This is a genomic window from Streptomyces rubrogriseus (genome assembly GCF_027947575.1).
GTDB lineage: Bacteria > Actinomycetota > Actinomycetes > Streptomycetales > Streptomycetaceae > Streptomyces > Streptomyces rubrogriseus.
This window is the reverse complement of record NZ_CP116256.1, coordinates 790560-813014: the sequence shown is the minus strand read 5'-3', so window position 1 is coordinate 813014 and position 22455 is coordinate 790560. Positions and strand designations below refer to the sequence as shown.

Below are 22455 nucleotides of genomic sequence, written 5' to 3'. Positions count from 1 at the left end.
GGCCGGGCAGCGTCAGGGCAGCATCCAGCCGAGGACCGCCGTGGACTGCCCGACCACGATCAGGCACATGACCAGCAACAGGCCGAGGCTCCAGGGGAGCACCTTGCGCAGCAGGTCTCCCTCGCGGCCCGCGAGCCCGACGGCGGCGCAGGCGATGGTGAGGTTCTGCGGGGAGATCATCTTGCCGAGGACGCCGCCGGAGCTGTTGGCGGCGGCCAGCAGCTCGGGCGAGAGGCCGGACTCCCGCGCGGCGGTCACCTGGAGCGCGCCGAAGAGCGCGTTGGCGGAGGTGTCGGAGCCGGAGACGGCGACGCCGAACCAGCCGAGGACCGGGGAGAGGAAGGCGAGTCCGGCACCGGCCGCGGCGACGAAGTGGCCGATGGTGGCGGCCTGCCCGGAGAGGTTCATGACGTAGGCGAGGGCGAGGACCGAGGTGACGGTGAGGATCGCGAACCGCAGTTCGTGCACGGTCGCGAGCCACTCCTTGACCGCCACGCGCGCGTGCACGCCGAGGACGACGGCGGTGGCCAGCCCGGCGAAGAGCACGAGCGTGCCGCCGGTGGAGACGATCGGCCAGGAGAAGACGTTGCCGCCGACCGGCTTGCCCTCGGGGTCGAGCACGTCCAGGAACGGCCAGTCGTAGGACTGCGTGGCCTTGGCCAGCCAGTCCTTGACCGCCGGGATCTGCGCCACGGAGAACACGGCGACGATCAGCGCGTACGGCGCATACGCCCGTACGACCTCGCGGGCGGGGTCCCGCTCGTCCAGTTCCTCGCTGCGCGCGCCGGTCAGCACGGACGCCCGTACGGGCTCGGCGGCGGGCCGGCGGGAGTGCGGTACGGCGACCAGCGCACCGGCGCCGATCAGGGCGGCGGCGATGTCGGCGAGCTGGGCGGAGACGTAGTTGGAGGCGACGAACTGGGCGACGGCGAAGGCGACCCCGCAGGCCAGCGCGGGGATCCAGGTCTCGCGCAGTCCGCGCCGCCCGTCCACCAGGGCGACCAGGAGCAGCGGTACGACGAGGGCCAGCAGCGGCGTCTGGCGGCCCACCACGGAGGCGACGTCGTCCAGGGGCAGCCCGGTGACCTGGGCCAGCGTCACCACCGGGGTGCCCATCGCGCCGAAGGCGACCGGTGCGGTGTTGGCGACCAGCGAGACGACGGCGGCGCGTACGGGGTCGAAGCCGAGGGCGACGAGCATGACCGAGCAGATCGCGACGGGCGCCCCGAAGCCGGCGAGGGCCTCCAGGAGGGCGCCGAAGCAGAAGGCGACGACGAGGGCCTGGATGCGGGGGTCGTCGGACAGCCGGCCGAAGGAGCGGCGCAGGATGTCGAAGTGCCGGGTGCGGACGGTCATCCGGTAGACCCACAGGGCGTTCACGACGATCCACAGGATGGGGAAGAGGCCGAAAACCGCTCCCTGGACGGCGCTGGAGGCCGTCTGGTCGAGCGGCATGCCGTAGGCGAGCCAGGCGACCAGTACGGCGGCCAGGAGGCCGATGAGGCCCGCCAGGTGCGCCTTCATGCGGACGCCGCCCAGCAGCACGAGGACGATCACCAGTGGCAGGGCCGCCACCAGGGCGGACAGGCCGAGCGAACCGGCGACGGGTTCCAGTTCCTGCACGTACACGGACGCCTCCCCGGATTCCGCCATGCGAAAGCGATTCCTCGCGGCTTCCGGAATGGTCGTGTCCGCGACAAGGAGGCGTCAATGGGTGTGCAGCAACGGATGTGACCGAGGCCACTGCGAGTGAAAGGTGCGGGTGCCTCGAACGGGGCTCAGTTGTCCGGCGAGCGCAGCACGCGCAGGTGGCCGCGGCGCGCGACCTCCATCGGGTCGGCCGTGCGTGCGCCGCCGCCGGCCTCGGCCGCCCGTTCCTGGGGCCGGGCCGCCTCGCGCACCGCGTTGGCAAGCGCTTCCAGGTCGTCACCGCTGGGGCGGGCCGGGGCGGATCCGTCGAGCAGGCGGACGACCTCCCAGCCGCGCGGGGCGGTGAGGCGCTCGGAGTGCTCGGCGCACAGGTCGTAGCAGTGGGGTTCGGCGTAGGTGGCGAGCGGGCCGAGGACCGCGGTCGAGTCGGCGTAGACGTACGTCAGCGTCGCGACGGCGGGACGGCCGCAGGCGGTGCGCGAACAGCGACGTACAGGGCTCACGATGTTGGACGGTACCGCACTCTTGAGCGGGCCGCGACGACTCCCCACCGGGTCACACCCCCGTGTCGTGGCGTGAAACGTGCTACGAACCCTGCCGAACAGGCCACTTCGACCTGCGCGGACCCCGGTTCGGGGGGCCCGGCGCGGCCCGGGAAGCGGTCATGACCCGATACAAACAACGACATTTACCTTGAGTTCCACGGTCGCGGAGAGATGCGGAATCGCGCCCAACCTTGGCTGGAATGGTCATCCGGCGACAAGCGGAACGCACCGCTGCCACGCCGCCCGCGGCGCGTGTGCGGTCGGGCGCGCGCCCTCGGCGGGGACTACCCTTCACCAGTGATGGACAACCCCGTGACGCCCCGTGATGCCGGCCGCCCAGGACCCCGCCGTCGTGATCGCCACGGTCGGGGCATGCGCGGCCCGGTCGCACCCCCGCAGGTGCCGCTCGCGGCGAGCCGTGGCGAGGTGTTCGCGGACCTGGTGCAGGACTCCGTGGAGCGCCTGGAGCGGCGCTGGCCGCAGCTCGCCGACATCGACTTCCTCGTCCTCGACGTGCCGCGCCCGGCCGAGGCCGGGGAGGCCTGGAACGACGAGGCGGTCCCGCTCGGGGGCATGGTGCCCTCGCGGGACGGGCGGCGGGGGCGGGTGGTCGTCTACCGGCGACCCGTGGAGATCCGGACCAAGGGGCGGGACGAGCGGGCGCTGCTGGTGCACGAGGTCGTCGTCGAGCAGGTCGCGGAGCTGCTGGGGCTGACGCCGGAGACGGTGGATCCGCGGTACGGGGAGGACTGAGCGGCGGAGGGCCCCGGCCCCGCCGCCGCTACTTCTGCAACACCGACAGGTCCTCGTCCGCGTTCGGCACCGAGACCGTGCCCCGGTCGTCGGGGAGGGTCTGGACGGTGAACGCCGCCACGTCGTCGTCCGAACCCGTCAGGATGCGGGACGCGTGGACCGGGCCGCCCGAGACGGTCTCGACGGTCAGCGCGTAGGAGCCCTTGAGCCCCGCGGGAACCGGTGCGTCGACGTTCTGGGTGGTGCCCGCCTTGACCGTGTACGTCTTGGTCGCCGTCGTGCCGCCCTCGGTGCCCGCCGACGCCGTGACCTTGACCTGCGCCTCCTTGCCGGGCGCGGAGAGGGCCAGCGTGGTGCTCTTGGCGCGGTTGTCCGCGACGGTCGCGCGCGCACCGACCGGGTCGGAGGCCGGGATGAACGCGGACTCCTGCTCGTCGCCCTTGCCCCGCACCACCCGGACCGCGGCCACGACCGGCACGGACCGGTCCGTCGGCGTCAGCACCAGCGAACCCGCCTCGCCGCGGGTGACCTCACCGAGGTCGACGCCGGTGGTCATGCCCGCCTTGACGTGCACCGTCTCATGACCGGCGGGCGTGATCAGCCCGGACGGCGAGGCGAGCCGCACCTTCAGGTCGGCGTCCGTGCCGCCGGGCGTGAACAGCACCAGGCGGACGGCGGTGGCGTCCTTCGGGATGCCCGGCAGTACGAGGTCGCCCGCCGGGTCCGCGGCCGCGGTCAGCCAGTCGCCGCCGGTCTTGTCGTCCAGGGCCTGCACCGCGGCGCCGAGCCGTCCGCTGCGCACGCCGACGTGCACGGTCAGGTCGGTCTGCTTCACGTCGCTGAGCGTGGACAGCAGGAGGGACTCGCTGCCGTGCGGCGGCACCGTGACGCCCTCCCCCACCGTGGACTTGAGGACTCCGTCCTTGCCGTACAGCTCGATGTCGACGACGGCCGCCGAGTCGTCGGGGTTCGTCAGGTGCACGTAGTCGGTGCGGCCGGCCGCCGTGCTGGCGCCCGGGAACCAGAACTCCGTGTCCGGCGCGGTGCAGTTGACGCCCTGTAGGCCCCGGCCCGTCCCGGCGGCGACCTCCGTCGTCTGCTGGACCGTCCAGCCGGGCGCGCTGCTTCCCTCGGCGGTGCCGATGAACGCGGGGGTGTCGGCGCCGGTGGCCTTCCCGGCGACGGGAGTGCCGGGCGCCTTGGGCTGGAGGACCGGCTTCTCCTGCCGGCCGTCCTTCCCGCCCTTCTCGTCGGACTTTCCGCCGTCCTTGGCGTCGGCCGACTCCGCCGCCACGAGGGCGGCGCTGCCCTTCTCGTCGGCGCCCTGCGTGACGGGCGTGAAGGACGTGTACGCGGTCTCGGCGAGGTCGGAGGTGCTGGGCGCCGGGCACAGCAGACTGGTGCGCTCCACGGGCAGCCGGGCGGCCGGTGCGGCGGTGTCCGTGCCGGAGTCCTCCGGGGAGGACACCGCCGCGAACCCGGTGACGGCGGCGAGCGCCGTCGCACAGGCGATCAGGGACAGGGTCGTGCGCTTCACTGCTGGCTCCCGTCGGGACGCTCACTGCCCGTGCCGTGCGGCTGCTGGGGCTGCTGGGGCTGGGAAGGGTCGTACGGCGTGTCGTATCCGCCCTGTCCGTACGACTGGTCGTAGGCGGGGTCGTACCCGCCCTCCTGAGCCTGCGCCGGGTCGCCGTAGGCGTAGGGGTCGTACTGCCCCGCCCCGTACTGCGCGCCCTGACCGCCCTCGCCGCCGTGACCGCCCTGGTAGGCGTCCGCCTGGTACGGGTCCGCCGCCTGGTACGGCTGCTGTCCGTACGCGCCCGGGTCGTACTGCTGGGCGCCCTGGTACTGCTCACCGCCGTAGCCGCCGTCGTAGGAGCCGTAACCGGCGCCGGTGTAGCCCGTCGCGTCCCATTCGCCGTACGCCTGCTGCTGCGGGACCGGCACGGGGGCCTGCACCGGTGTTTCGGGTACCTCGGCGGCGTCACCCGCTGCCTCGGGGCCCGGGTCCGCCTCCGCGAAGGCCCCGGCCTCGGCTTCGGCCTCCGCCTCGGCCTGGGCCCGCAGCCGCCGGGCCCGGCGTCCTTCGCCCTCGACGGGCTGGGCGGGGACGAGCGGCTCGTCGGGCAGGTCGTCGTCGACGTCACGGCGCCTGCCGGGCAGGGCGAGGACGACCAGGACGACGGCGAGGAGTCCCTGCGCCCACAGCCAGGCCGTGTGCGTGAACGGGTCGTCGTAGGTGACGTCCAGCCGACCGCCGGAGGCGGGGAGTTGGAAGCCCTGGGCCCAGCCGTCGACCGTGGTGCGGGTGAGCGGCTTGCCGTCCAGGGTGGCGGTCCAGCCCTCGGCGGCGGTGTCCGCGAGGCGCAGCACACGGCCCTCGGGGCCGCCCTTGATGTCGGTGTGGATCTCCACCGGTCCGGCCGCCACGGGCTCGGGCTCGCCGCCACCGGATTTCCCGGCTGCGGCCTTGTCGCCGGAGACGATGGTCGCGCGCGCGACCTCCCGGTCCACCCGCCACAGTCCGCTGCCGTCCTGCTGGCTGAGCCTGCTCAGTCCGGGCGTGGCGTCCAGGACGCGCATGACCTCGCGGGGAGCGCCCTTGTGCACGAGCACGTAGCGCACGGCGAACCCGCCGAGCTGGTCGGCCTGGTCGGCGCCGGAGCCGGCCACGAGGTTGGCGACGACCTTGTCCAGCGTGCTGTTCCCGCCGTCGCCGGAGGCCAGTTCGCCGTCGCCGAGGCGGGCGCCGGAGCCGCGGACCAGCATGTAGCCCACGTGCGCGGCGGAGTCGCTGTCGAGGACGAGGGTGCGGGCCTGGTCGCGGGTGTGGCTCTCCTCGGCGACGAACGCGGGCACCTGCACCGGATCGCGGCGCTCCACGGGGCCGTCGGCGCCGCCGAACATCCAGCCGGCGGCGGCGATCAGCGGGCCGAGGGCCGAGGCGAGGGCGATCAGGGCGGCGACCGGCTGGCGCCAGCCGAAGCTCTGCTCGGCCACGCGGAAACGCGCCCCGTCGGCGCCGAGGGTCGCGGCGGACAGCAGGGCGATGCCGTAGACGAGGGTGGCGGGGCCGGCCCAGGCCGAGCGGTTGGACAGCACCGAGAAGACCAGAGCCACCAGGGCGACGGCCCAGGCCGTCCGGACGCCCAACTGCCGCTCGGAGCGCAGCAGGGCGGCCAGCGCGGCCAGCACGATGCCGAGGAGGAGCAGCCCGCCCACCGTGCCGGGGCCGCCGGGGCTGGCGCCGAGCAGGTCGAGGGCGGAGGCGGCCGAGGAGCCGTACTCGAGCCCGGCCTCGTCGAAGAAGCCGAACGGCAGCAGCGACAACGACCAGGGGGCGAGCAGCAGCAGCGGGGTGCCGAGCTGGGCGAGGAAGCGCGGCCCGTACGCCGTGATCTCGCCGCGGCGCAGGGCGAGCACCCCGATGCCGAGGACCAGCGCCACGGGCCACACCACGGGCGTGAAGGCGGTGGTGACGGTGAGGAGCAGTGCGTACGCCCAGGTGGCGCGCCAGCTGCCGCGGGCGCCGGAGGAGCCCGACAGGCCGGCCGCCGCGACGCCCGCGCGCGCGATGAGCGGCAGCAGTACGGCGAGGACGGCGGTGCCGATGCGGCCGCCGGCGAGCGCGCCGGTGGCGGCGGGCAGGAAGGCGTAGGCGACGGCGGCCCAGGCGCGCAGCAGCCGGGAGGGGACCAGCGGGCGGGAGGCGAAGTACGCGGTGGCACCGGCCAGCGGCACCGAGCAGACCATCAGCAGGGTGACGGCGAGTCCGGTGGAACCGAGCAGCAGGGAGGCGACGGTGGCGACGATCGCCAGGTAGGGCGGTGCGGAGGCGGTGCCGCCGGCGCCGACCGTGTGCCAGCCGTCCACGTACCGCGACCACAGCTCACCGGCGCCGGCCGGTGCGGGCAGCAGCGCGCCGCCCGCCAGGGCACCGCCGCCGAGGAGCGCCCGGCAGGCGGCCAGCGAGACGAGCAGCAGCACCAGGAAGAGCACCGGGCCGGGCTTGCGGGCGATGCGCTTGAGGCGGGCGAACTGCTCGATCTCCAGGAAGTCGGCGTCGTCGCCGCCCGGTCCGGACTCGATGCCCCCGCCGTGCCGTCCGGCGCCCGCGGCGGCCTCGGCGTCCGAGCTGCCGAAGAGGTCGCCCGCGACCTGCTCGACGGTGGCCCGGACGGTCGCGCCCGGGGGCGGGAACAGGGGCCGCAGTTCGTCCTTCTCGACCTGCGGGCGGCCGCGTTCGCGACGGCCCGCGATGATCCGCTCGGGCCGCAGCAGGACGCCCAGCAGGCCCCGGATCTCGTCGAGGGCCTGACCGGGAACCTTGCCGACGAGGTAGGCGACGGTGCGCAGCAGCGTGCCGAGGACGACGCGCAGCAGCACCCACGGCAGGACGGCGGTGCGGACGTTGACCAAAAGGGTGTGGACGGCGCCGGCCTTGTCCACCTTGTGCGGTGAGGCGGTGGTGCGCCCCGCGCAGTCGACGGCGCGGCGTTCGCGCGAGGCCGCCTCGGCGTGGCGGACGACCGCCTCCGGGGCGACGAGGACGCGCAGTCCGGCGGCGTGCGCGCGCCAGCACAGGTCGACGTCGTCGCGCATCAGGGGCAGCCTGCGGTCGAATCCGCCGAGCCGCTCGAAGACGTCGCGCCGGATCAGCATGCCGGCGGTGGACACCGACAGCACGGTCCTGACGTGGTCGTGCTGGCCCTGGTCCTGCTCGCGGCGGTCCAGGCCGGTCCAGCGGCGGCCGGAGTTGGCGATGGAGACGCCGACCTCCAGCAACTGCCTGCGGTCGTACCAGCCGCGCAGTTTGGGGCCGACGACGGCGACGTCGTCGCGGCCGAGTTCGTACTCGGTGTCCACGACGCGCAGCAGCTGGGCGAGGGCCTCGGGTTCGGGGGCGCAGTCGTCGTGCAGCAGCCACAGCCACTGGACCGGTTCCCCGTGGGGAAGCTCCGGCATGTCGTAGGCGTCGTCGCGCCAGGAGCGGGTGACGGGGTCCCAGCCGCTGGGCCGCCTCAGGTACGGGAGGTCCTCGGGGGTGAGGACGGGGGCGGTGCGGGCGGCCTCCTCCACGGCCTGGCCGAAGCCGGTGCGCCGGGCGAGGTGGAGCACTCGGTCGTCGCCGAGGGCTTCGGCGACCAGCCGGGAGGAGTCGTCGGCGCTGCCGGTGTCGGCGGCCACGGCGTACTGGACGGGGCGCTCCTGGCCCAGCAGCCCGGCGAGCGCGTCGGGCAGCCAGCGGGCTCCGTCGTGGGCGACGAGGACCGCGGTCACCACGTGACGCGGGAACTCAGGTGCGGCAGCGAGGTCTTGCTGGGCTGCCGGGTGACTCTGCACGGACATCGAGGTACGGGCCCCGGTTCGGTGGACTGCGGTGGACGCCCGTGCCCGTTGAGGGTGGCGGGGCGTCTCGGACGAGCGCCCACACTATCGGCTGGGCAGCAAGAGGGCCCGCCGCCTGTGGACAACCCACCCGCGACGGGCCGTTCTCGCTGTTCGGGCCGTTTCCGCCGCCGCGTCGGGCGGCGCTTTCAGACCGCGGCCTTCTTGAGACGGCGGCGTTCCCTCTCGGACAGGCCGCCCCAGATGCCGAAGCGCTCGTCGTTGGCAAGGGCGTACTCGAGGCATTCGGAGCGGACCTCACAGGCCAGGCAGACCTTCTTGGCCTCGCGGGTGGAGCCGCCCTTCTCGGGGAAGAAGGACTCGGGGTCGGTCTGGGCGCACAGTGCGCGCTCCTGCCAGCCGAGTTCCTCGTCCGCGTCGTCGACCAGCAGTTGCTGCACCAGCTCGGTCATGTGCGCCCCTCGTCTGTCTTTCGCGTCCCCGTGATCTAGCCGTTACCGATTCCGGCTGAACGACACGAGTGAAATTACAAGTGTGCTGCTCCGGGCGAGTCAAGCCGAGATCTGCTATTGGGCCCCTTATTCACTCTGCGGAACCAAGCCCATGCAGTAAGTGTTCAAATCGCCATAAACCTCGACATACCAATGAGGTCCACCGGGACACCCGCCCCGATTCGCGCCCGCACCAGGAAGGACGACCCGGCGTTCGATCCCGTTCCGATACACGCGCCGAAGCGAACCTGATCACATTCGGATCACGGGATCGCAACGGGGGTTGTGCGCCCGGCTTGTGCGCCATGTGTCCCGGAAGCCGTCTGAGCAAACCTTTCGGCAGGACGATCAACCGGATGAGGTGAAACATGTCCCACATAACGGTCATCGAGTTGACAGTGCCTGTGTGAACCGCTGTCCTTGGGGGCATGCTCGCGAACTTGGTGCTCGCCTCGACCCGCATCGCCGGGTCCCACGGTGCTGCCCGCGCTCGCTGTAGCTGTTGCCGCTGTTCCAGCTGTTGAGCCAACCGCGCTCCGGCTGTCCCCGAGTCCACGCGACTCGACTGCTCCGTTCCCGCCCCACCAGGGCGTGCTTCGTCATTCGCTCCGCTCAGCCGCACTCTTCCGTTGAGGAACCACCGCACCCATGAACAGCGACAGCGACCTCCAGATCGCCGGCGACATCCTCGAAGTCCCCCACCTGCTGCAGGCTCCGCGCGAGCACCCGGCCACCGTCGCCGAGTTCGCCGGTCTGCTCCGCTCCGTCGCCGCCGACCGCTCCGAGTGGGGCCACCTCGTCCGGTACGACGCGACGACCCGCTGGTACCACCGGCTGCGCACCGGCCCCGGGTACGAGGTCTGGCTGCTGTCCTGGCTGCCGGGACAGGGCAGCGGACGCCACGACCACGGCCCCTCCTCCGGCGTGTGGACGGTCCTGGAGGGCACCCTCACCGAGCGCACGGAGCGCGGCACGCGCGCGTTGGACGCCGGTACGCAGCGCGTGTTCGCGCCGGGGTACGTGCACGAGGTGGTCAACGACGCGCTGGAGCCGGCGGTCAGCCTGCACGTCTACTACCCGGGCCTGACCGAGATGCCCATGCACTCCCCGCAGTGCTCGGCCGCCGCGGTCACGACCGGCTGACGCGGTGACGACTGGCTGACGCGGTGACGACTGGCTGACGCACTGTCGTACCCGCCTGCAAGACTGGGGCCATGCGCATTGTGGTTCTGGCAGGCGGCATCGGTGGTGCCCGGTTCCTGCGTGGTCTCAGGCAGGCCGCGCCGGACGCGGACATCACGGTCATCGGCAACACCGGGGACGACATCCACCTCTTCGGGCTGAAGGTCTGCCCGGACCTCGACACGGTGATGTACACGCTCGGCGGCGGCATCAACGAGGAGCAGGGCTGGGGGCGGGCCGACGAGACCTTCCACCTCAAGGAGGAACTGGCGGCGTACGGCGTCGGCCCCGAGTGGTTCGGCCTCGGCGACCGCGACTTCGCCACGCACATCGTGCGGACGCAGATGATCACCGCGGGCTTTCCGCTGAGCGCGGTGACCGAGGCGCTGTGCGACCGCTGGAAGCCCGGTGTGCGCCTGATCCCGATGACCGACGACCGCGTGGAGACGCATGTCGCGGTCGAGCTGGACGGGGAGCGCAAGGCGGTCCACTTCCAGGAGTACTGGGTGCGGCTGCGCGCCTCCGTGCCCGCCGAGGCGGTCGTGCCGGTCGGCGCCGAGCAGGCCAAGCCGGCCCCCGGTGTCCTGGAGGCCATCGGGGAGGCGGACGTGATCCTCTTCCCGCCCTCCAACCCGGTCGTCTCCATCGGCACGATCCTCGCCGTGCCCGGCATCCGCGAGGCGATCGCCGACGCCGGGGTGCCGGTGGTGGGCCTCTCCCCCATCGTCGGCGACGCGCCCGTGCGCGGGATGGCCGACAAGGTGCTCGCCGCGGTCGGCGTGGAGTCCACGGCCGCCGCGGTCGCCGAGCACTACGGCTCGGGCCTGCTCGACGGCTGGCTGGTCGACACGGTCGACGCGGACGCCGTCACCCGGGTCAGGGCGGCCGGCGTCCTCTGCCGCGCCGTACCGCTGATGATGACCGACCTCGACGCGACGGCGCAGATGGCCCGGGAGGCGCTGACGCTGGCGGAGGAGGTGCGGGAGGCATGAGCGACGGGACGCGCGACGCCGCTCCCGGCCGCCGGGGCGCCGACCGGGACGGCTACCGGGTGTGGGCGCTGCCCGGGCTGCCCGAGGTGCGGCCCGGCGACGACCTGGCCAAGCTGATCGCGGCCGCCGAGCCCGCGCTGGCCGACGGGGACGTGCTGCTCGTCACGTCCAAGATCGTGTCCAAGGCCGAGGGCCGGGTCGTCGAGGCCGCCGACCGGGAGGCCGCGATCGACGCGGAGACCGTCCGGGTGGTGGCCCGGCGCGGCCCGCTGCGCATCGTCGAGAACCGCCAGGGCCTGGTCATGGCGGCGGCGGGCGTCGACGCCTCCAACACCCCGGCCGGGACCGTACTGCTGCTCCCCGAGGACCCCGACGCCTCCGCGCGCGGCATCCGCGAGGGACTCCGCGACACGCTCGGTGTGGACGTCGGCGTCATCGTCACCGACACCTTCGGGCGCCCCTGGCGGGCCGGGCTCACGGACGTGGCGATCGGTGCCGCGGGCGTCCGCGTCCTGGACGACCTGCGCGGCGGCACGGACGCGTACGGCAATCCGCTCGGCGCCACCGTCGTCGCCACCGCGGACGAGCTGGCCGCCGCGGGCGACCTGGTCAAGGGCAAGGCCGCGGGCCTGCCCGTCGCCGTCCTGCGCGGGCTGCCGCAGGTGGTCGCCGAGGACGACGGCGAGGGCGCGCGGGCGATGGTGCGCGGCGCGCGCGACGACATGTTCCGCCTCGGCACCTCGGAGGCGGTGCGCCAGGCGGTCACCCAGCGTCGTACGGTGCGGGCCTTCACGGACGAGCCGGTCGATCCCGGCGCCGTACGGCGGGCGGTGGCCGCGGCGGTGACCGCGCCGGCGCCGCACCACACGACGCCGTGGCGGTTCGTGCTCCTGGAGTCCGGGGAGGCCCGCACCCGGCTCCTCGACGCGATGCGCGACGCCTGGATCGCGGACCTGCGGCGCGACGGCAAGAGCGAGGAGTCCGTCGCCAAGCGCGTGCGGCGCGGCGACGTCCTGCGCAACGCGCCCTACCTCGTCGTCCCCTGCCTGGTCATGGACGGCTCGCACACCTACGGGGACGTGCGCCGCGACGCGGCCGAGCGGGAGATGTTCGTGGTCGCCACCGGCGCAGGGGTGCAGAACCTGCTCGTCGCGCTCGCCGGGGAGCGGCTGGGCTCCGCGTGGGTGTCCTCGACGATGTTCTGCCGGGACGTCGTGCGGGAGGTGCTGGGGCTGCCGGGCGACTGGGACCCGATGGGGGCGGTGGCGGTCGGCCATCCCGCCGAGGAGCCGAAGGCAAGGCCGGAGCGGGACGCGGAGGCGTTCATCGAGGTGCGGTGAGCCCTCTACCCTCGTAGGGGCTCCCTTCTCCGTTTCTCCTCGTCTCAGCTCTCCTCTCTCCTCGTCTCCTCTTCCCCATTCGCCCAAGGACCTCACTCGTGGCAGGACGTTTCGCTCCCCGGCCCCCGCGCGCCGTCGTGCGCGACGGGATACCCCGGCAGGCGCTCGCGCCGGGCCGGGTACGGGTGTGGGCGCCGGACGGGCCGCTGGACCTGGGGCTGGTGCTCGGTCCGCTGCGGCGCGGGCCGGGCGATCCGACGTTCCGGACGATGCCGGACGGGTCGGTGTGGCGGACCGGCCGGACGCCCGCCGGGCCGGGCACGCTGCGGGTCACCGCGCGCGGCGGCGAGGTACGGGGCGAGGCCTGGGGGCCCGGGGCCGAGTGGCTGCTGGAGCGCCTGCCGCTGATGCTGGGCGCCGAGGACGACCCGTCCGCGTTCGTGCCTCGGCACCGGCTGCTGGCGGTCACGGCCCATCGGCGGCCGGGGCTGCGGCTGACGCGGACCGGGCTGGTGCTGGAGTCGTTGATCCCGTCGATCCTGGAGCAGAAGGTCACGACGCTGGAGGCGTACCAGGCGTGGCGGCTGCTGGTACGGAAGTTCGGCGAGCCGGCGCCGGGGCCCGCGCCCGGGCGGATGTGTGTGATGCCGGCGGCGCGGACGTGGGCGCTGATCCCGTCCTGGGAGTGGCATCTGGCCGGGGTGGACGACAAGCGGGCGTCGACGATCCTGCGGGCCGTGCGGGTCGCCGCGCGGCTGGAGGAGGCGGCGGGGATGGAGCCGGCGGCGGCGCGGGAGCGGCTGGAGCTCGTTCCGGGGGTGGGGCCGTGGACGTCGGCGGAGACCGTGCAGCGCAGTCATGGGGCGCCGGACGCGGTGACGGTGGGGGATCTGCATCTGCCGGGGATCGTGGGGTTCGCGCTGGGTGGGGACCGGTATGCGGACGACGCGGAGATGCTGCGGCTGCTCGAGCCGTATGCGGGGCAGCGGCATCGGGCGGCTCGGTTGGTGTTGCTGAGTGGGCGGGTGCCGGGGAGGCGGGCGCCGCGGATGGCTCCGCGGGGGATCGAGCGGTTGTAGCTGGTCCGGCGTTCCCGTCGCACCCTGGGTGGGTGTGGACGGCGGGTGGGTGCGCAGCCCGGCGTGGCGGGGTGCCTCCCCCAGTGCCTGAACGGCCTGGGAGGTACCCCCATCGCCCACCCGTGCCGCCCCAGCGGCACGATTGCCCGCAGCTATGGCGGCACGCGACTGTCCCCAGCTACGGCGGCACCGGGGAGATCACGTGTCCGGTGAGAAGCGGAGGGATGCCGGGGGGATGTGGGCGTCGCACCAGATTCGGGCGCCGGAGCGGAGTTCGTTGTCGGCGCCGATGACCGCGCCGTCGCCGATGACCGTGTCGGCGAGGACCGACCGGGTGCCGACGCGGGCGCGGGTGCCGATGAGGGAGTCGGTGATGACGGCCCCCGGCTCGATGACGGCGCCCGGCAGGATCGTGCTGCCGAAGACGCGCGCCCCCTCCGCCACGAAGGCGCCCTCGCCGACCACCGTGCCGCCGGTCAGCTTGGCGTCGGGCGCGACCTGTGCCGTCGGCAGCACGAGGCGGTCGCCGCAGCGCCCCGGTACGGCCGGGGACGGGGCGCGGCCCAGGACCAGGTCGGCCGAGCCGCGGACGAAGGCCGCCGGGGTGCCCAGGTCCAGCCAGTACGTGGAGTCGACCATGCCCTGGAGGTGCGCGCCGGTGGCGAGGAGTTCCGGGAAGGTCTCGCGTTCGACCGAGACCGGGCGGCCCGCCGGGATCGTGTCGATGACGGAGCGGCGGAAGACGTACGCCCCCGCGTTGATCTGGTCGGTGACGATCTCCTCGGGGGTCTGGGGCTTCTCCAGGAAGGCGAGCACCCGGCCCGTGTCGTCCGTGGGGACCAGCCCGTACGCCCTCGGGTCGGTCACCTGCGTCAGGTGCAGGGAGACGTCCGCGCCCGTCGTCTCGTGGGTGCGGACCAGCGCCCCGATGTCCAGGCCCGTCAGGATGTCGCCGTTGAAGATCAGCACCGGCTCGTCGGGGCCCGAGTGCAGCCGGGACGCCACGTTGCGGATCGCACCACCGGTGCCGAGCGGCTCCTCCTCCGTGACGTACTCGAGGTGCAGGCCCAGTGCCGAGCCGTCACCGAAGTACGGCTCGAAGACCTCGGCCAGGTAGCTCGTCGCGAGCACGATGTGTTCGACGCCGGCCGCTTTGGCCCGCGCCAGCTGGTGCGTGAGGAACGGCACCCCGGCGGCCCGGACCATGGGTTTGGGCGTGTTCACCGTGAGCGGCCGCAGCCGCGTGCCCTTGCCGCCGACCAGGAGGATCGCTTCTGTCACCTGTCGTCTCTGCTTCCTGCCGGGACCGGCCGAACTGTCTTTCGGCGGGCCAGTGTATGCAGACCGTTCCACGGTGCCTTCGACGACCGCGCGGTGCCCGCCCTCAGCGGCCCTGGTACTGCGCCGCCTTCGAACGGGCGGTGCCGAGCCTGGCGTAGAGCTTCGTGCCGGGGCAGTTCGTCGCGAAGCCGTCGCGGTGACCGGAGATGACGTTCAGTCGTACTTTCTTGCCCTTTCGATAGAGGTTGCCACCCCCGGACTTCAGGTATGTCTTCCCGCGCGGATTCATGCCGTAGAGCCCGACCTTCCACGCGGTGAGCCGGGCGATCGCCTTCAGCGCGGCCGACGACGGCTTCTTGGAGCCGTACGTGCCGAGCACGGCGATTCCCATGCTGTTGGAGTTGAACCCCAGGGTGTGGGCGCCCAGCACCGGCTTGGACACGCCGCCCGCCCGGCCCTCGTAGACGTGTCCGCACTTGTCGACGAGGAAGTTGTAGCCGAGGTCGCGCCAGCCCATGCTGCGCACGTGGTAGCGGTAGATGCCGCGGATGACCGACGGTGCCTGCGAGCAGCGGTAGTTGTTGCCGGTGGCCGAGTGGTGCACGAAGGCCGTCTTGACCTTCTTCGTGTACACGAACCCCTTCTCGCGCAGCTTCTCGTCGGCGCCCCAGCCGCGGCGTGTGGTGATGGCCGGGCGGGGCCCGATGTGCGGCCCGGCCTTCCGTCGCGCGGGAAGCGCGGGGAGTACGGCGGGTTCCGTCCGGGTTTGCGCACGGTTCGTCGGTGGCGGGGCGTCCCTGCCGGGGTCGACGAGTTCGAGGCGCAGACCGGCGGGTAGTGGCGCGGCGGACCGGGCGGCACCGGGCTTGTGCCCGGCCCGCACCCGGACCTCGACGCCGTCGGACTCGCCCACCCACAGCGGTGCGGTGGCGCCGCGGACCTGGCCCGATGCGCTCTCCGGGGTGCCCGGGTCGGCGGCGTGGTCGGCGTTGTGGGTCTCCAGTTCCTGCCAGCCGGACCAGGCGCCGGTGGCGGTGGCACGGGTACGGACCTCGACGCGACCGTGGAGTTCGGTCCCGGGGCTGTCCCAGACGACGCCGACGAGCGAGAAGCGCCGTACGTCCGAGCGCCGCAGGCCCTGTTCGGCCGCACCGGGTGCGCCGGGCGCACGGTCGCGGGCGAAGGGGGCGAGGGGGAGGGACTGGGTGCCGCCGGGGGCGTACGCGCCGGGCCGTGCGGTCGAACTCGTCGCGGGTGGGGCCGAGGAGGTGGCGGCTGCCGCGGGCGGGGCGAGCGGGAGGGCCAGGGCCGCCGCGCACGTGACACCGGTCGAGGAAGCTAGGAATCCACGCATGCCCCTGATATTGGACATGGTCTTACAAATATGTCCATTTGGAATCTGACGGGTCGTAGGGTGTCCTGGTCCGATCCGGTGGTGGCCCGGTCCGCCGTGCGCTCGGTGCGCGTTGACCGTCCCGCGTACGCTTGCGCGGGTGAACGCGACCGACCGCACCCCTGCCGACCTGCTGAGTTCCGCGCTCGCCGCGGACCCGGGACGCCCCCTGGTGACCTTCTACGACGACGCCACGGGCGAACGCGTCGAACTGTCCGTGGCCACCTTCGCCAATTGGGTGGCCAAGACCGCCAACCTGCTCCAGGACGAACTCTCCGTCGAACCATGCGACCGGGTGGCGCTGCTGCTGCCCGCGCACTGGCAGACGGCGGTGTGGCTGCTGGCGTGCGCGTCGGTGGGTGTCGTCGCCGACGTGGCGGGTGATCCGGGGGCGGCGGACGTGGTCGTGAGCGGGCCGGAGCCGGAGTCGCTGGAGGCGGCGCGGGCGTGCTCGGGCGCGCGGATCGCGCTGGCGCTGCGGCCGCTGGGGGGTCGGTTCGCGCCGGCCCCGCCGGAGGGCTTCGCCGATTACGCGGTGGAGGTGCCGGGGCAGGGGGACCGGTTCGTGCCGTACGCGCCGGTGGACCCGGAGGCGCCGGCGCTGATCGTGGCCGGGCGGGAGTTCAGCGGGGCGGAGGTCGTGGAGCGGGCTCGGGCGGAGGCGTCGGGGCTGGGGCTCACCGGGCCGGGGGTGCGGATTCTGTCGGGGTTGCCGTACGACACGTGGGAGGGGTTGAGCGCGGGGTTGTACGGGCCGCTGGCGAGTGGGGGGTCGGTGGTGCTGTGCCGGCATCTGGAGCTGGCGGGGGCGGGTGTGGTGGATCAGCGGATCGAGGCGGAGCGGGTTTCGGCGACGGCGCGGTGAGTTTTGCCGGGTGGCTGGTGAACCGGCGTTGAGGTGACGCCGGCGAGTCGGTGACCGGTACCGGCCGGTGCCCGGCGTCGGTGGCGGCGCGGGGTGGGGTGCGCGGCCCGGCGCTGACGGGGCGCCGCCTGCGCCCACCCGTGCCGCCCCAGGCGGCACGAATGCCCGCAGCTTGGGGGCGGAGCGCCTTGCGTGCCCGCAGGTTGCGGGGAGGGGGCCGCCCGTTCGGCCTACCTGCGTTCTGTCCTTCGGGGCTGCTCGGGGCATGGTCGTAGCAGCGTGCGGGTGTGGACGGAGGCAGGTGTGGGCGATGACGCGGGCACGGCGGGCTCCGGCGGCGGCCCGGGGGACGGGGCGTCCGCGAGCGGGGCCGGGCTGAAGCGGCGGCGACGCAGGCGGCGGATGGGGATCGCCGGGATCGTGGTCGTCGTGCTGGCCGGGGGCGCGGTGGGCGTCGGGTGGGCGGTGTACGCCAAGCTGAGCGGCAACATCACCGCGGACGAGGCGGCCGCGGCCGAACTCGCCCGGTACGAGAAGGAGCGGCCCACCTCGCTGGTGCGCGGCGCGCAGAACGTCCTGCTGATCGGGTCGGACTCGCGGGCCGGGGACGGCAACGCCCGCTACGGGCGGGACTCCGGGACCGAGCGGTCGGACACCACCATCCTGCTGCACCTGGCCGCGGGCCGGGACAGCGTCACCGCAGTCTCCCTCCCCCGCGACCTGATGGTGCAGGTCCCCGGCTGCCACCGGCCGGACGGGTCACTCACCGAACCGGCGCTCCAGCAGTTCAACTACGCCTTCGCCGCGGGCGGTTCGGCATGCTCGATCCGTACGGTGGAGAAGCTGACCGGCATCCGGATCGACCACCACGTCGTCGTCGACTTCGAGGGTTTCAAGGAGATGGTCGACGCGCTCGACGGCGTCGAGGTGTGCCTGCGAAAGCCGGTCGACGACAAGGACGCCAAGCTGAAACTGCCCGCGGGCCGGGTAACGCTCGACGGGGAGCAGGCGCTCGGGTACGTCCGGGCGCGGAAGTCGCTCGGCGACGGCAGCGACACCGACCGGATGGACCGGCAGCAGCGTTTTCTGGGAGCGCTCGTGAGCAAGGTGCAGAGCAATGACGTGCTGCTGAATCCGGTGAAGCTGTACCCCGTTCTGGACGCCGCCACGTCGTCGCTCACCACGGATCCGGGTCTGGCGAGTCTGCGCGATCTGTACGACCTTGTGCGCGGGCTGCGCGGGATTCCCACCGAGCGTGTGCAATTCCTGACCGTCCCCCGGGAGTCCTACTCGGGCGACGCCAATCGGGACCAGCTGGTGCAGCCCGCCGCGGAGAAGCTGTTCACCCGCCTGCGCACGGACGAGCCCGTGACGGTCACGGCTTCCCGACGGGACTCGACGGGCGGTACGGAGAATTCCGGTGAACCCCGTGCCACCGATTCCCCGGCGCCCACGTTCAGCGGGAACACCGCCGACGACGACGTCTGCGAGTAAAGCGCATTCCAAGAAGGAGCCACTCGCACGCAAGGCGGACACGAACGCGCGGACAATTGTCCGAGAAATGCGCCGGATTGCCCAGTTGTAAGGTTCGTGGAATGCGTCACTGCCGTCGCCCTACGCCGAAGAGGGCGGTTAGTGTGAGCGATCCGGTGTACCCGGCCGCGGACTTCTGCCCCGGCCACGCACTGAACTGACGTGAGCGAGACCGGGCGCCCGGAGGGGAGGGCGCCGCGTGGCCCCGACGGAGGATTCGGACAACCGTGGACGCGCAAGGCCGTGGGCGGGCGGAGGACATCGACCCCGCAGACCAGTGGGTACTCAATCCGGACACCGGTGACTACGAACTGCGACTGCCCCCTTCCGCACCGCAGTCACCCGTCCCCAGGCCCCGCCGGGCCACCTCCGCACCGGCCCCCGAGGTTCCCGCGCCCCGCAGACGCCGCGCGACGCCCGAGGAGCCGCCGCCCGGCCGGCGCGGTGGCGAGGAACCGCCCCCCGGCCGGCGCGATCGTCGGCGTCCGGCGAAGAAGAAGTCGAGGGGCAAGAAGATCCTGCTGTGGACCGGCGGCACGATGGCGTTCGTCGTCCTCGCCGTCGGCGCCGCCGGATACCTCTACCTGCAACACCTCAACGACAACATCGAGGCCCTCCCCGACGACGGCGCGAGCACCGGCGGGTTCCAGAAGGACCAGGCGATCAACATCCTGCTGATCGGCACGGACAAGCGCACCGGTTCCGGCAACGACGGCTACGGCGACAAGGGCAGCGCGGGCCACGCCGACACCACGCTCCTGCTGCACGTCTCCAAGGACCGCTCCAACGCGACCGCCCTCAGCATCCCGCGCGACCTGATCGTCGACGTCCCCGACTGCCCGACCACGCAGGAGGACGGGAGCACGAAGGTCATCCCGGGCTCCACGAGCGTCCGCTTCAACACCAGCCTCGGCCAGAGCGGCCGTACGCCCAGCTGCACCATGCGGACCGTCACCGAGCTGACCGGCGTCACGCCCGACAACTTCATGGTGGCCGACTTCAACGCGGTCAAGACCCTCTCCTCGGCGGTCGGCGGGGTCGAGGTCTGTCTGGCGAAGGACATCGACGACCCCGACTCGCATCTGAACCTCTCGGCGGGCAAGCACACCGTCGAAGGGGAGGAGGCGCTCGCTTTCGTCCGCACCCGGCACTCCGTCGGATTCGGCGGCGACCTGAGCCGTATCGAGCTCCAGCAGCAGTTCCTCAGCTCGCTGATGCGCAAGCTGAAGTCCAACGACACGCTCACCAGCCCGACGAAGATGGTGAAGCTGGCCGAGGCGGGCACCGACGCGCTGACCGTCGACGCCAAGCTGAAGAGCATCGGCAAGCTGAAGGACCTAGGTCTGGAGCTGGGCAAGCTCGACACCAAGAACCTCACCTTCGCCACGGTCCCGGTGAAGGACAACCCGGCCGAGAAGACGCCGGTGACCGTCGTCCTCAAGGACGGCCCCGCCCAGCAGGTCTTCGACATGGTCAAGAACGACGTCTCCTTCACCGAGGTCAAGAAGCAGGAGAAGGAGAAGAAGGACAAGGAGGAGGCCGCGGTCGCCGCCCGCCTGGAGGGCGAGAAGTCCGAGCCCTCCGAGGTCCGCGTCCGCGTCCTCAACGGCGGCGCCTCGTCCGGCAGCGCGGGGCGGGAGCTGACCTACCTCCAGAACGAGGCGGGCGTCACCAAGTCCGAGAACGCGGGCAACGCCCCCGCCGACATCGCGAAGACCACCCTGGAGTACGCCCCCGACCAGGCCGACCAGGCCCGCGCCCTCGCCGAGATCCTCGGTCTGTCCGGCGCCGCCATGAAGCCCGGCGAGAGCGTCACCAACTCCCAGGGCCTGCCCGCCATGACCCTCACCCTCGGCAAGGACTTCAAGGGCGCCGGGGTCAAGCTCGACGCCACCTCCGCGAAGGCACCGGAGGACCTCCAGAAGTCCACGGCGGACAAGGTCGAGTGCGCGAAGTGACCTGAGGGGCCCCGCGCGCGTCTGACAGTACGACAGTCCAGCGGTCGACCGGTCCAACCGCGAACAAACCACCGGGCGTCGTACAGCCAACGCGAGGCTTCGTACGTCCAACTGTGCGAACAGGTCGCGTGCGGGAGCACGTTCGCGGGTCCGAGGGTGGGAGAGGCATGACGCAGAGCAGTGTGCGCGGGGAGGGAACGCGACCCGACACGGTCCGGCACGCCCGCGGCAGGCGAGCCGGACACCGCGGCCGTGACGAAGGCGGCACGGGAACGGCCGGGCACGGCGGCTCGGACGGCACCAGCGGCAGCAGCGGCAACGGCGGACGCTCCGGGCGGCGGCGCGCGGGAGGGCGCCGGCACCGGGCGTTGCGATGGTCCGCGACGACCCTCGCGGTGCTGATACTCGGCACGGCCGGCGCCGGATACCTCTACTACCAGCACCTGAACGGCAACATCGACAAGGGCGAGCGCAGCAGCGGCGACTCCAAGGCGCACAAGGCCGAGCCGAACGCGGCCGGACAGACGCCGATGAACATCCTGCTGCTCGGCTCCGACAGCCGCGCCTCCGCCGCCAACGTGGCGCTGGGCGGCGGCAAGAACCACCGCGACAACCCGCCGCTGGCCGACGTGCAGATGCTGATCCACCTGTCCGCCGACCGCAAGAGCGCCTCGGTGGTGAGCATCCCCCGGGACACCCGGGTCGACATCCCGGCCTGCAAGGACCCCGACAGCGGGGAGAGGTTCCCGGCGACCAACGCCATCATCAACACCTCGCTGGCCCGTGGCGGCGCCGGCTGCACCCTGGCCACCTGGGAGAACCTCACCGGGGTCTACATCGACCACTGGATGACGATCGACTTCGCGGGCGTGGTGTCGATGGCGGACGCCATCGGCGGGGTCGAGGTGTGCGTGAACCAGAACGTGTGGGACCGCCCGCTGCCCGGCGTGCCCGGCGGCTCCGGCCTGAAGATGACGGCCGGCCGGAAGAAGGTCGAGGGCGAGCAGGCGTTGCAGTGGCTGCGCACCCGGCACGCCTGGGGCAGCGACCCGCTGCGGGCCCGGGCCCAGCACATGTACATGAACTCGATGATCCGCACGCTGAAGAGCCAGAACGTCTTCACGGACGCGGGCAGGCTGATGGACCTGGCCGAGGCCGCGACGAAGTCGCTGACGGTCTCCGAGGAGATCGGCACCGTGAAGAAGCTGTACGACCTGGGCATGCAGCTCAAGACGGTGCCCACGGACCGCCTCACCATGACGACGATCCCCACCGTCGAGGACCCCGAGGACGAGAACCACCTGCTTCCGGCCCCCGACGCCGACAAGATGTGGGCGATGCTCCGCGACGACGTGTCCTTCGACGACAAGGGCACGAAGGAGAAGAAGGGCTCGGGCACGGCCGACGGCAAGGACGCCGCCGGAGACGGCGCCGCCGCGCCGGGCGACGCCGGGCAGCCCTCCGACGAGCCCGCCGCCGACTCCGAGATCGGCGTCCTCGTCCGGAACGCCACCCGCTCGGCCACCCTCGGCCCGGTCACCGGCCGGGCCGGCGACATCGCCGGGACGCTGGTGGACAAGGGCTTCGCCAAGGCGGTCAAGGACACCTCGGCGGCGCTCTCCGAGGAGCGGACCGTAGTCCGGTACCCGAGCGACGAGTTGGCGGGCGACGCGCGGCGCGTCGCCGAGGCGCTGGGGATCCCCGCGAACGCGGTGCGCAAGTCCACCGACGTGTCCGGGATCACTCTCGTCGTGGGAGCTGACTGGCGCGAGGGGACGTCCTACCCGAAGCAGAAGACGCCCGAGGCAGGAGACCTGCCGGAGACCAGCGACGCCATCAACGGCTCGGACACCAGCAAGTGCATGGACGTCTACAAGCCCTACCGATGGTAGGAGTTCACGAAAATAGGAGGGAATGCCCTGTTGTAGGGGTGACGATCGTGACACCAGAGTCGTTCGACGCCGAACCGGGCGGATAGTGTGAGCGCTCCGGTGCCCCCTGCCGCGAGGTCCGCCCTGGCGTCGTGCACTTGTTGACTCTTTAC

16 protein-coding genes are annotated in these 22455 nt (G+C 72.7%); 9 read left to right on the top strand and 7 right to left on the bottom strand.

The genetic code is table 11. The annotated features are described in order from the left end of the window. Nucleotides 1-12: 12 nt before the first annotated feature. A complete protein-coding gene (locus Sru02f_RS03520; RefSeq protein WP_109035000.1) occupies nucleotides 13-1629 on the bottom strand; it encodes an L-lactate permease in 1617 nt (538 codons plus the stop codon). Between the two features lie 149 nt (nucleotides 1630-1778). After that, nucleotides 1779-2201, bottom strand: coding sequence for a DUF3499 domain-containing protein (locus Sru02f_RS03515; protein ID WP_109034535.1), 423 nt, complete (start codon nucleotides 2199-2201; stop codon nucleotides 1779-1781). Nucleotides 2202-2495: 294 nt separating this feature from the next. On the opposite strand from Sru02f_RS03515, the gene Sru02f_RS03510 reads away from it, so the two are divergent. Then, nucleotides 2496-2948, top strand: a complete 453-nt coding sequence (locus tag Sru02f_RS03510) for a metallopeptidase family protein (RefSeq protein ID WP_063628643.1) — start codon at nucleotides 2496-2498, stop codon at nucleotides 2946-2948. 28 nt (nucleotides 2949-2976) lie between these two features. On the opposite strand, the gene Sru02f_RS03505 is transcribed toward Sru02f_RS03510, so the two are convergent. The 3 genes from Sru02f_RS03505 to Sru02f_RS03495 all read right to left on the bottom strand — a co-directional run bounded on the left by Sru02f_RS03505 (nucleotide 2977) and on the right by Sru02f_RS03495 (nucleotide 8749). Next, nucleotides 2977-4485, bottom strand: coding sequence for a DUF5719 family protein (locus tag Sru02f_RS03505; protein ID WP_109034537.1), 1509 nt, complete (start codon nucleotides 4483-4485; stop codon nucleotides 2977-2979). Next, nucleotides 4482-8297, bottom strand: a complete 3816-nt coding sequence (locus tag Sru02f_RS03500; protein ID WP_109034539.1) for a glycosyltransferase — start codon at nucleotides 8295-8297, stop codon at nucleotides 4482-4484. The genes Sru02f_RS03505 and Sru02f_RS03500 overlap by 4 nt, the downstream gene beginning before the upstream one ends. 188 nt (nucleotides 8298-8485) lie before the next feature. After that, nucleotides 8486-8749, bottom strand: a complete 264-nt coding sequence (locus Sru02f_RS03495) for a WhiB family transcriptional regulator (protein ID WP_003975777.1) — start codon at nucleotides 8747-8749, stop codon at nucleotides 8486-8488. Between the two features lie 687 nt (nucleotides 8750-9436). On the opposite strand from Sru02f_RS03495, the gene Sru02f_RS03490 reads away from it, so the two are divergent. The 4 genes from Sru02f_RS03490 to Sru02f_RS03475 all read left to right on the top strand — a co-directional run bounded on the left by Sru02f_RS03490 (nucleotide 9437) and on the right by Sru02f_RS03475 (nucleotide 13381). Continuing rightward, nucleotides 9437-9931 (top strand): cysteine dioxygenase, encoded by a 495-nt coding sequence (locus Sru02f_RS03490; RefSeq protein ID WP_109034540.1) that lies wholly within the window; start codon nucleotides 9437-9439, stop codon nucleotides 9929-9931. Nucleotides 9932-10002: 71 nt separating this feature from the next. Next, nucleotides 10003-10962 carry a 2-phospho-L-lactate transferase gene (gene cofD, locus Sru02f_RS03485; protein WP_003975775.1) on the top strand — a complete coding sequence of 320 codons (960 nt, stop codon included), beginning with the start codon at nucleotides 10003-10005 and terminating at the stop codon, nucleotides 10960-10962. Next, nucleotides 10959-12302, top strand: coding sequence for a coenzyme F420-0:L-glutamate ligase (locus Sru02f_RS03480; protein WP_109034542.1), 1344 nt, complete (start codon nucleotides 10959-10961; stop codon nucleotides 12300-12302). Before cofD ends, Sru02f_RS03480 begins: the two co-directional genes overlap by 4 nt. 98 nt (nucleotides 12303-12400) lie before the next feature. Continuing rightward, nucleotides 12401-13381, top strand: a complete 981-nt coding sequence (locus tag Sru02f_RS03475; protein WP_109034543.1) for a DNA-3-methyladenine glycosylase family protein — start codon at nucleotides 12401-12403, stop codon at nucleotides 13379-13381. Between the two features lie 198 nt (nucleotides 13382-13579). Here Sru02f_RS03475 and manB read toward each other — a convergent pair whose 3' ends face one another. Both manB and Sru02f_RS03465 read right to left on the bottom strand, forming a co-directional pair. Further along, on the bottom strand, nucleotides 13580-14662 hold the full coding sequence (gene manB / locus Sru02f_RS03470; RefSeq protein WP_109034545.1) for a mannose-1-phosphate guanylyltransferase: 1083 nt from the start codon (nucleotides 14660-14662) through the stop codon (nucleotides 13580-13582). 103 nt (nucleotides 14663-14765) lie between these two features. Next, the gene (locus tag Sru02f_RS03465) at nucleotides 14766-16016 is read right to left on the bottom strand and encodes a peptidoglycan recognition protein family protein (protein ID WP_109034546.1); all 1251 of its coding nucleotides are present in this window, start codon (nucleotides 16014-16016) and stop codon (nucleotides 14766-14768) included. 139 nt (nucleotides 16017-16155) lie between these two features. Between Sru02f_RS03465 and Sru02f_RS03460 the strand changes: the two genes are divergently transcribed. The 4 genes from Sru02f_RS03460 to Sru02f_RS03445 all read left to right on the top strand — a co-directional run bounded on the left by Sru02f_RS03460 (nucleotide 16156) and on the right by Sru02f_RS03445 (nucleotide 22303). Then, nucleotides 16156-16920, top strand: coding sequence for a TIGR03089 family protein (locus Sru02f_RS03460; protein ID WP_167469764.1), 765 nt, complete (start codon nucleotides 16156-16158; stop codon nucleotides 16918-16920). A gap of 303 nt (nucleotides 16921-17223) precedes the next feature. Next, nucleotides 17224-18414 (top strand): LCP family protein, encoded by a 1191-nt coding sequence (locus Sru02f_RS03455; protein WP_109034550.1) that lies wholly within the window; start codon nucleotides 17224-17226, stop codon nucleotides 18412-18414. Nucleotides 18415-18680: 266 nt separating this feature from the next. Next, complete coding sequence (locus tag Sru02f_RS03450; RefSeq protein WP_109034552.1) at nucleotides 18681-20411, top strand: LCP family protein; 1731 nt, start codon at nucleotides 18681-18683, stop codon at nucleotides 20409-20411. Between the two features lie 167 nt (nucleotides 20412-20578). Then, a complete protein-coding gene (locus Sru02f_RS03445) occupies nucleotides 20579-22303 on the top strand; it encodes an LCP family protein (RefSeq protein WP_174855187.1) in 1725 nt (574 codons plus the stop codon). Nucleotides 22304-22455: the final 152 nt, after the last annotated feature.

Excerpts from the sequence above, each read along its gene's own strand:
- Sru02f_RS03510 (WP_063628643.1), top strand. The coding sequence starts at position 2,496 with ATGGACAACCCCGTGACGCCCCGTGATGCCGGCCGCCCAGGACCCCGC.
- Sru02f_RS03465 (WP_109034546.1), bottom strand. The coding sequence starts at position 16,016 with ATGCGTGGATTCCTAGCTTCCTCGACCGGTGTCACGTGCGCGGCGGCC.
- Sru02f_RS03495 (WP_003975777.1), bottom strand. The coding sequence starts at position 8,749 with ATGACCGAGCTGGTGCAGCAACTGCTGGTCGACGACGCGGACGAGGAA.
- Sru02f_RS03445 (WP_174855187.1), top strand. The coding sequence starts at position 20,579 with ATGACGCAGAGCAGTGTGCGCGGGGAGGGAACGCGACCCGACACGGTC.
- Sru02f_RS03490 (WP_109034540.1), top strand. The coding sequence starts at position 9,437 with ATGAACAGCGACAGCGACCTCCAGATCGCCGGCGACATCCTCGAAGTC.
- Sru02f_RS03480 (WP_109034542.1), top strand. The coding sequence starts at position 10,959 with ATGAGCGACGGGACGCGCGACGCCGCTCCCGGCCGCCGGGGCGCCGAC.
- Sru02f_RS03500 (WP_109034539.1), bottom strand. The coding sequence starts at position 8,297 with ATGTCCGTGCAGAGTCACCCGGCAGCCCAGCAAGACCTCGCTGCCGCA.
- cofD (WP_003975775.1), top strand. The coding sequence starts at position 10,003 with ATGCGCATTGTGGTTCTGGCAGGCGGCATCGGTGGTGCCCGGTTCCTG.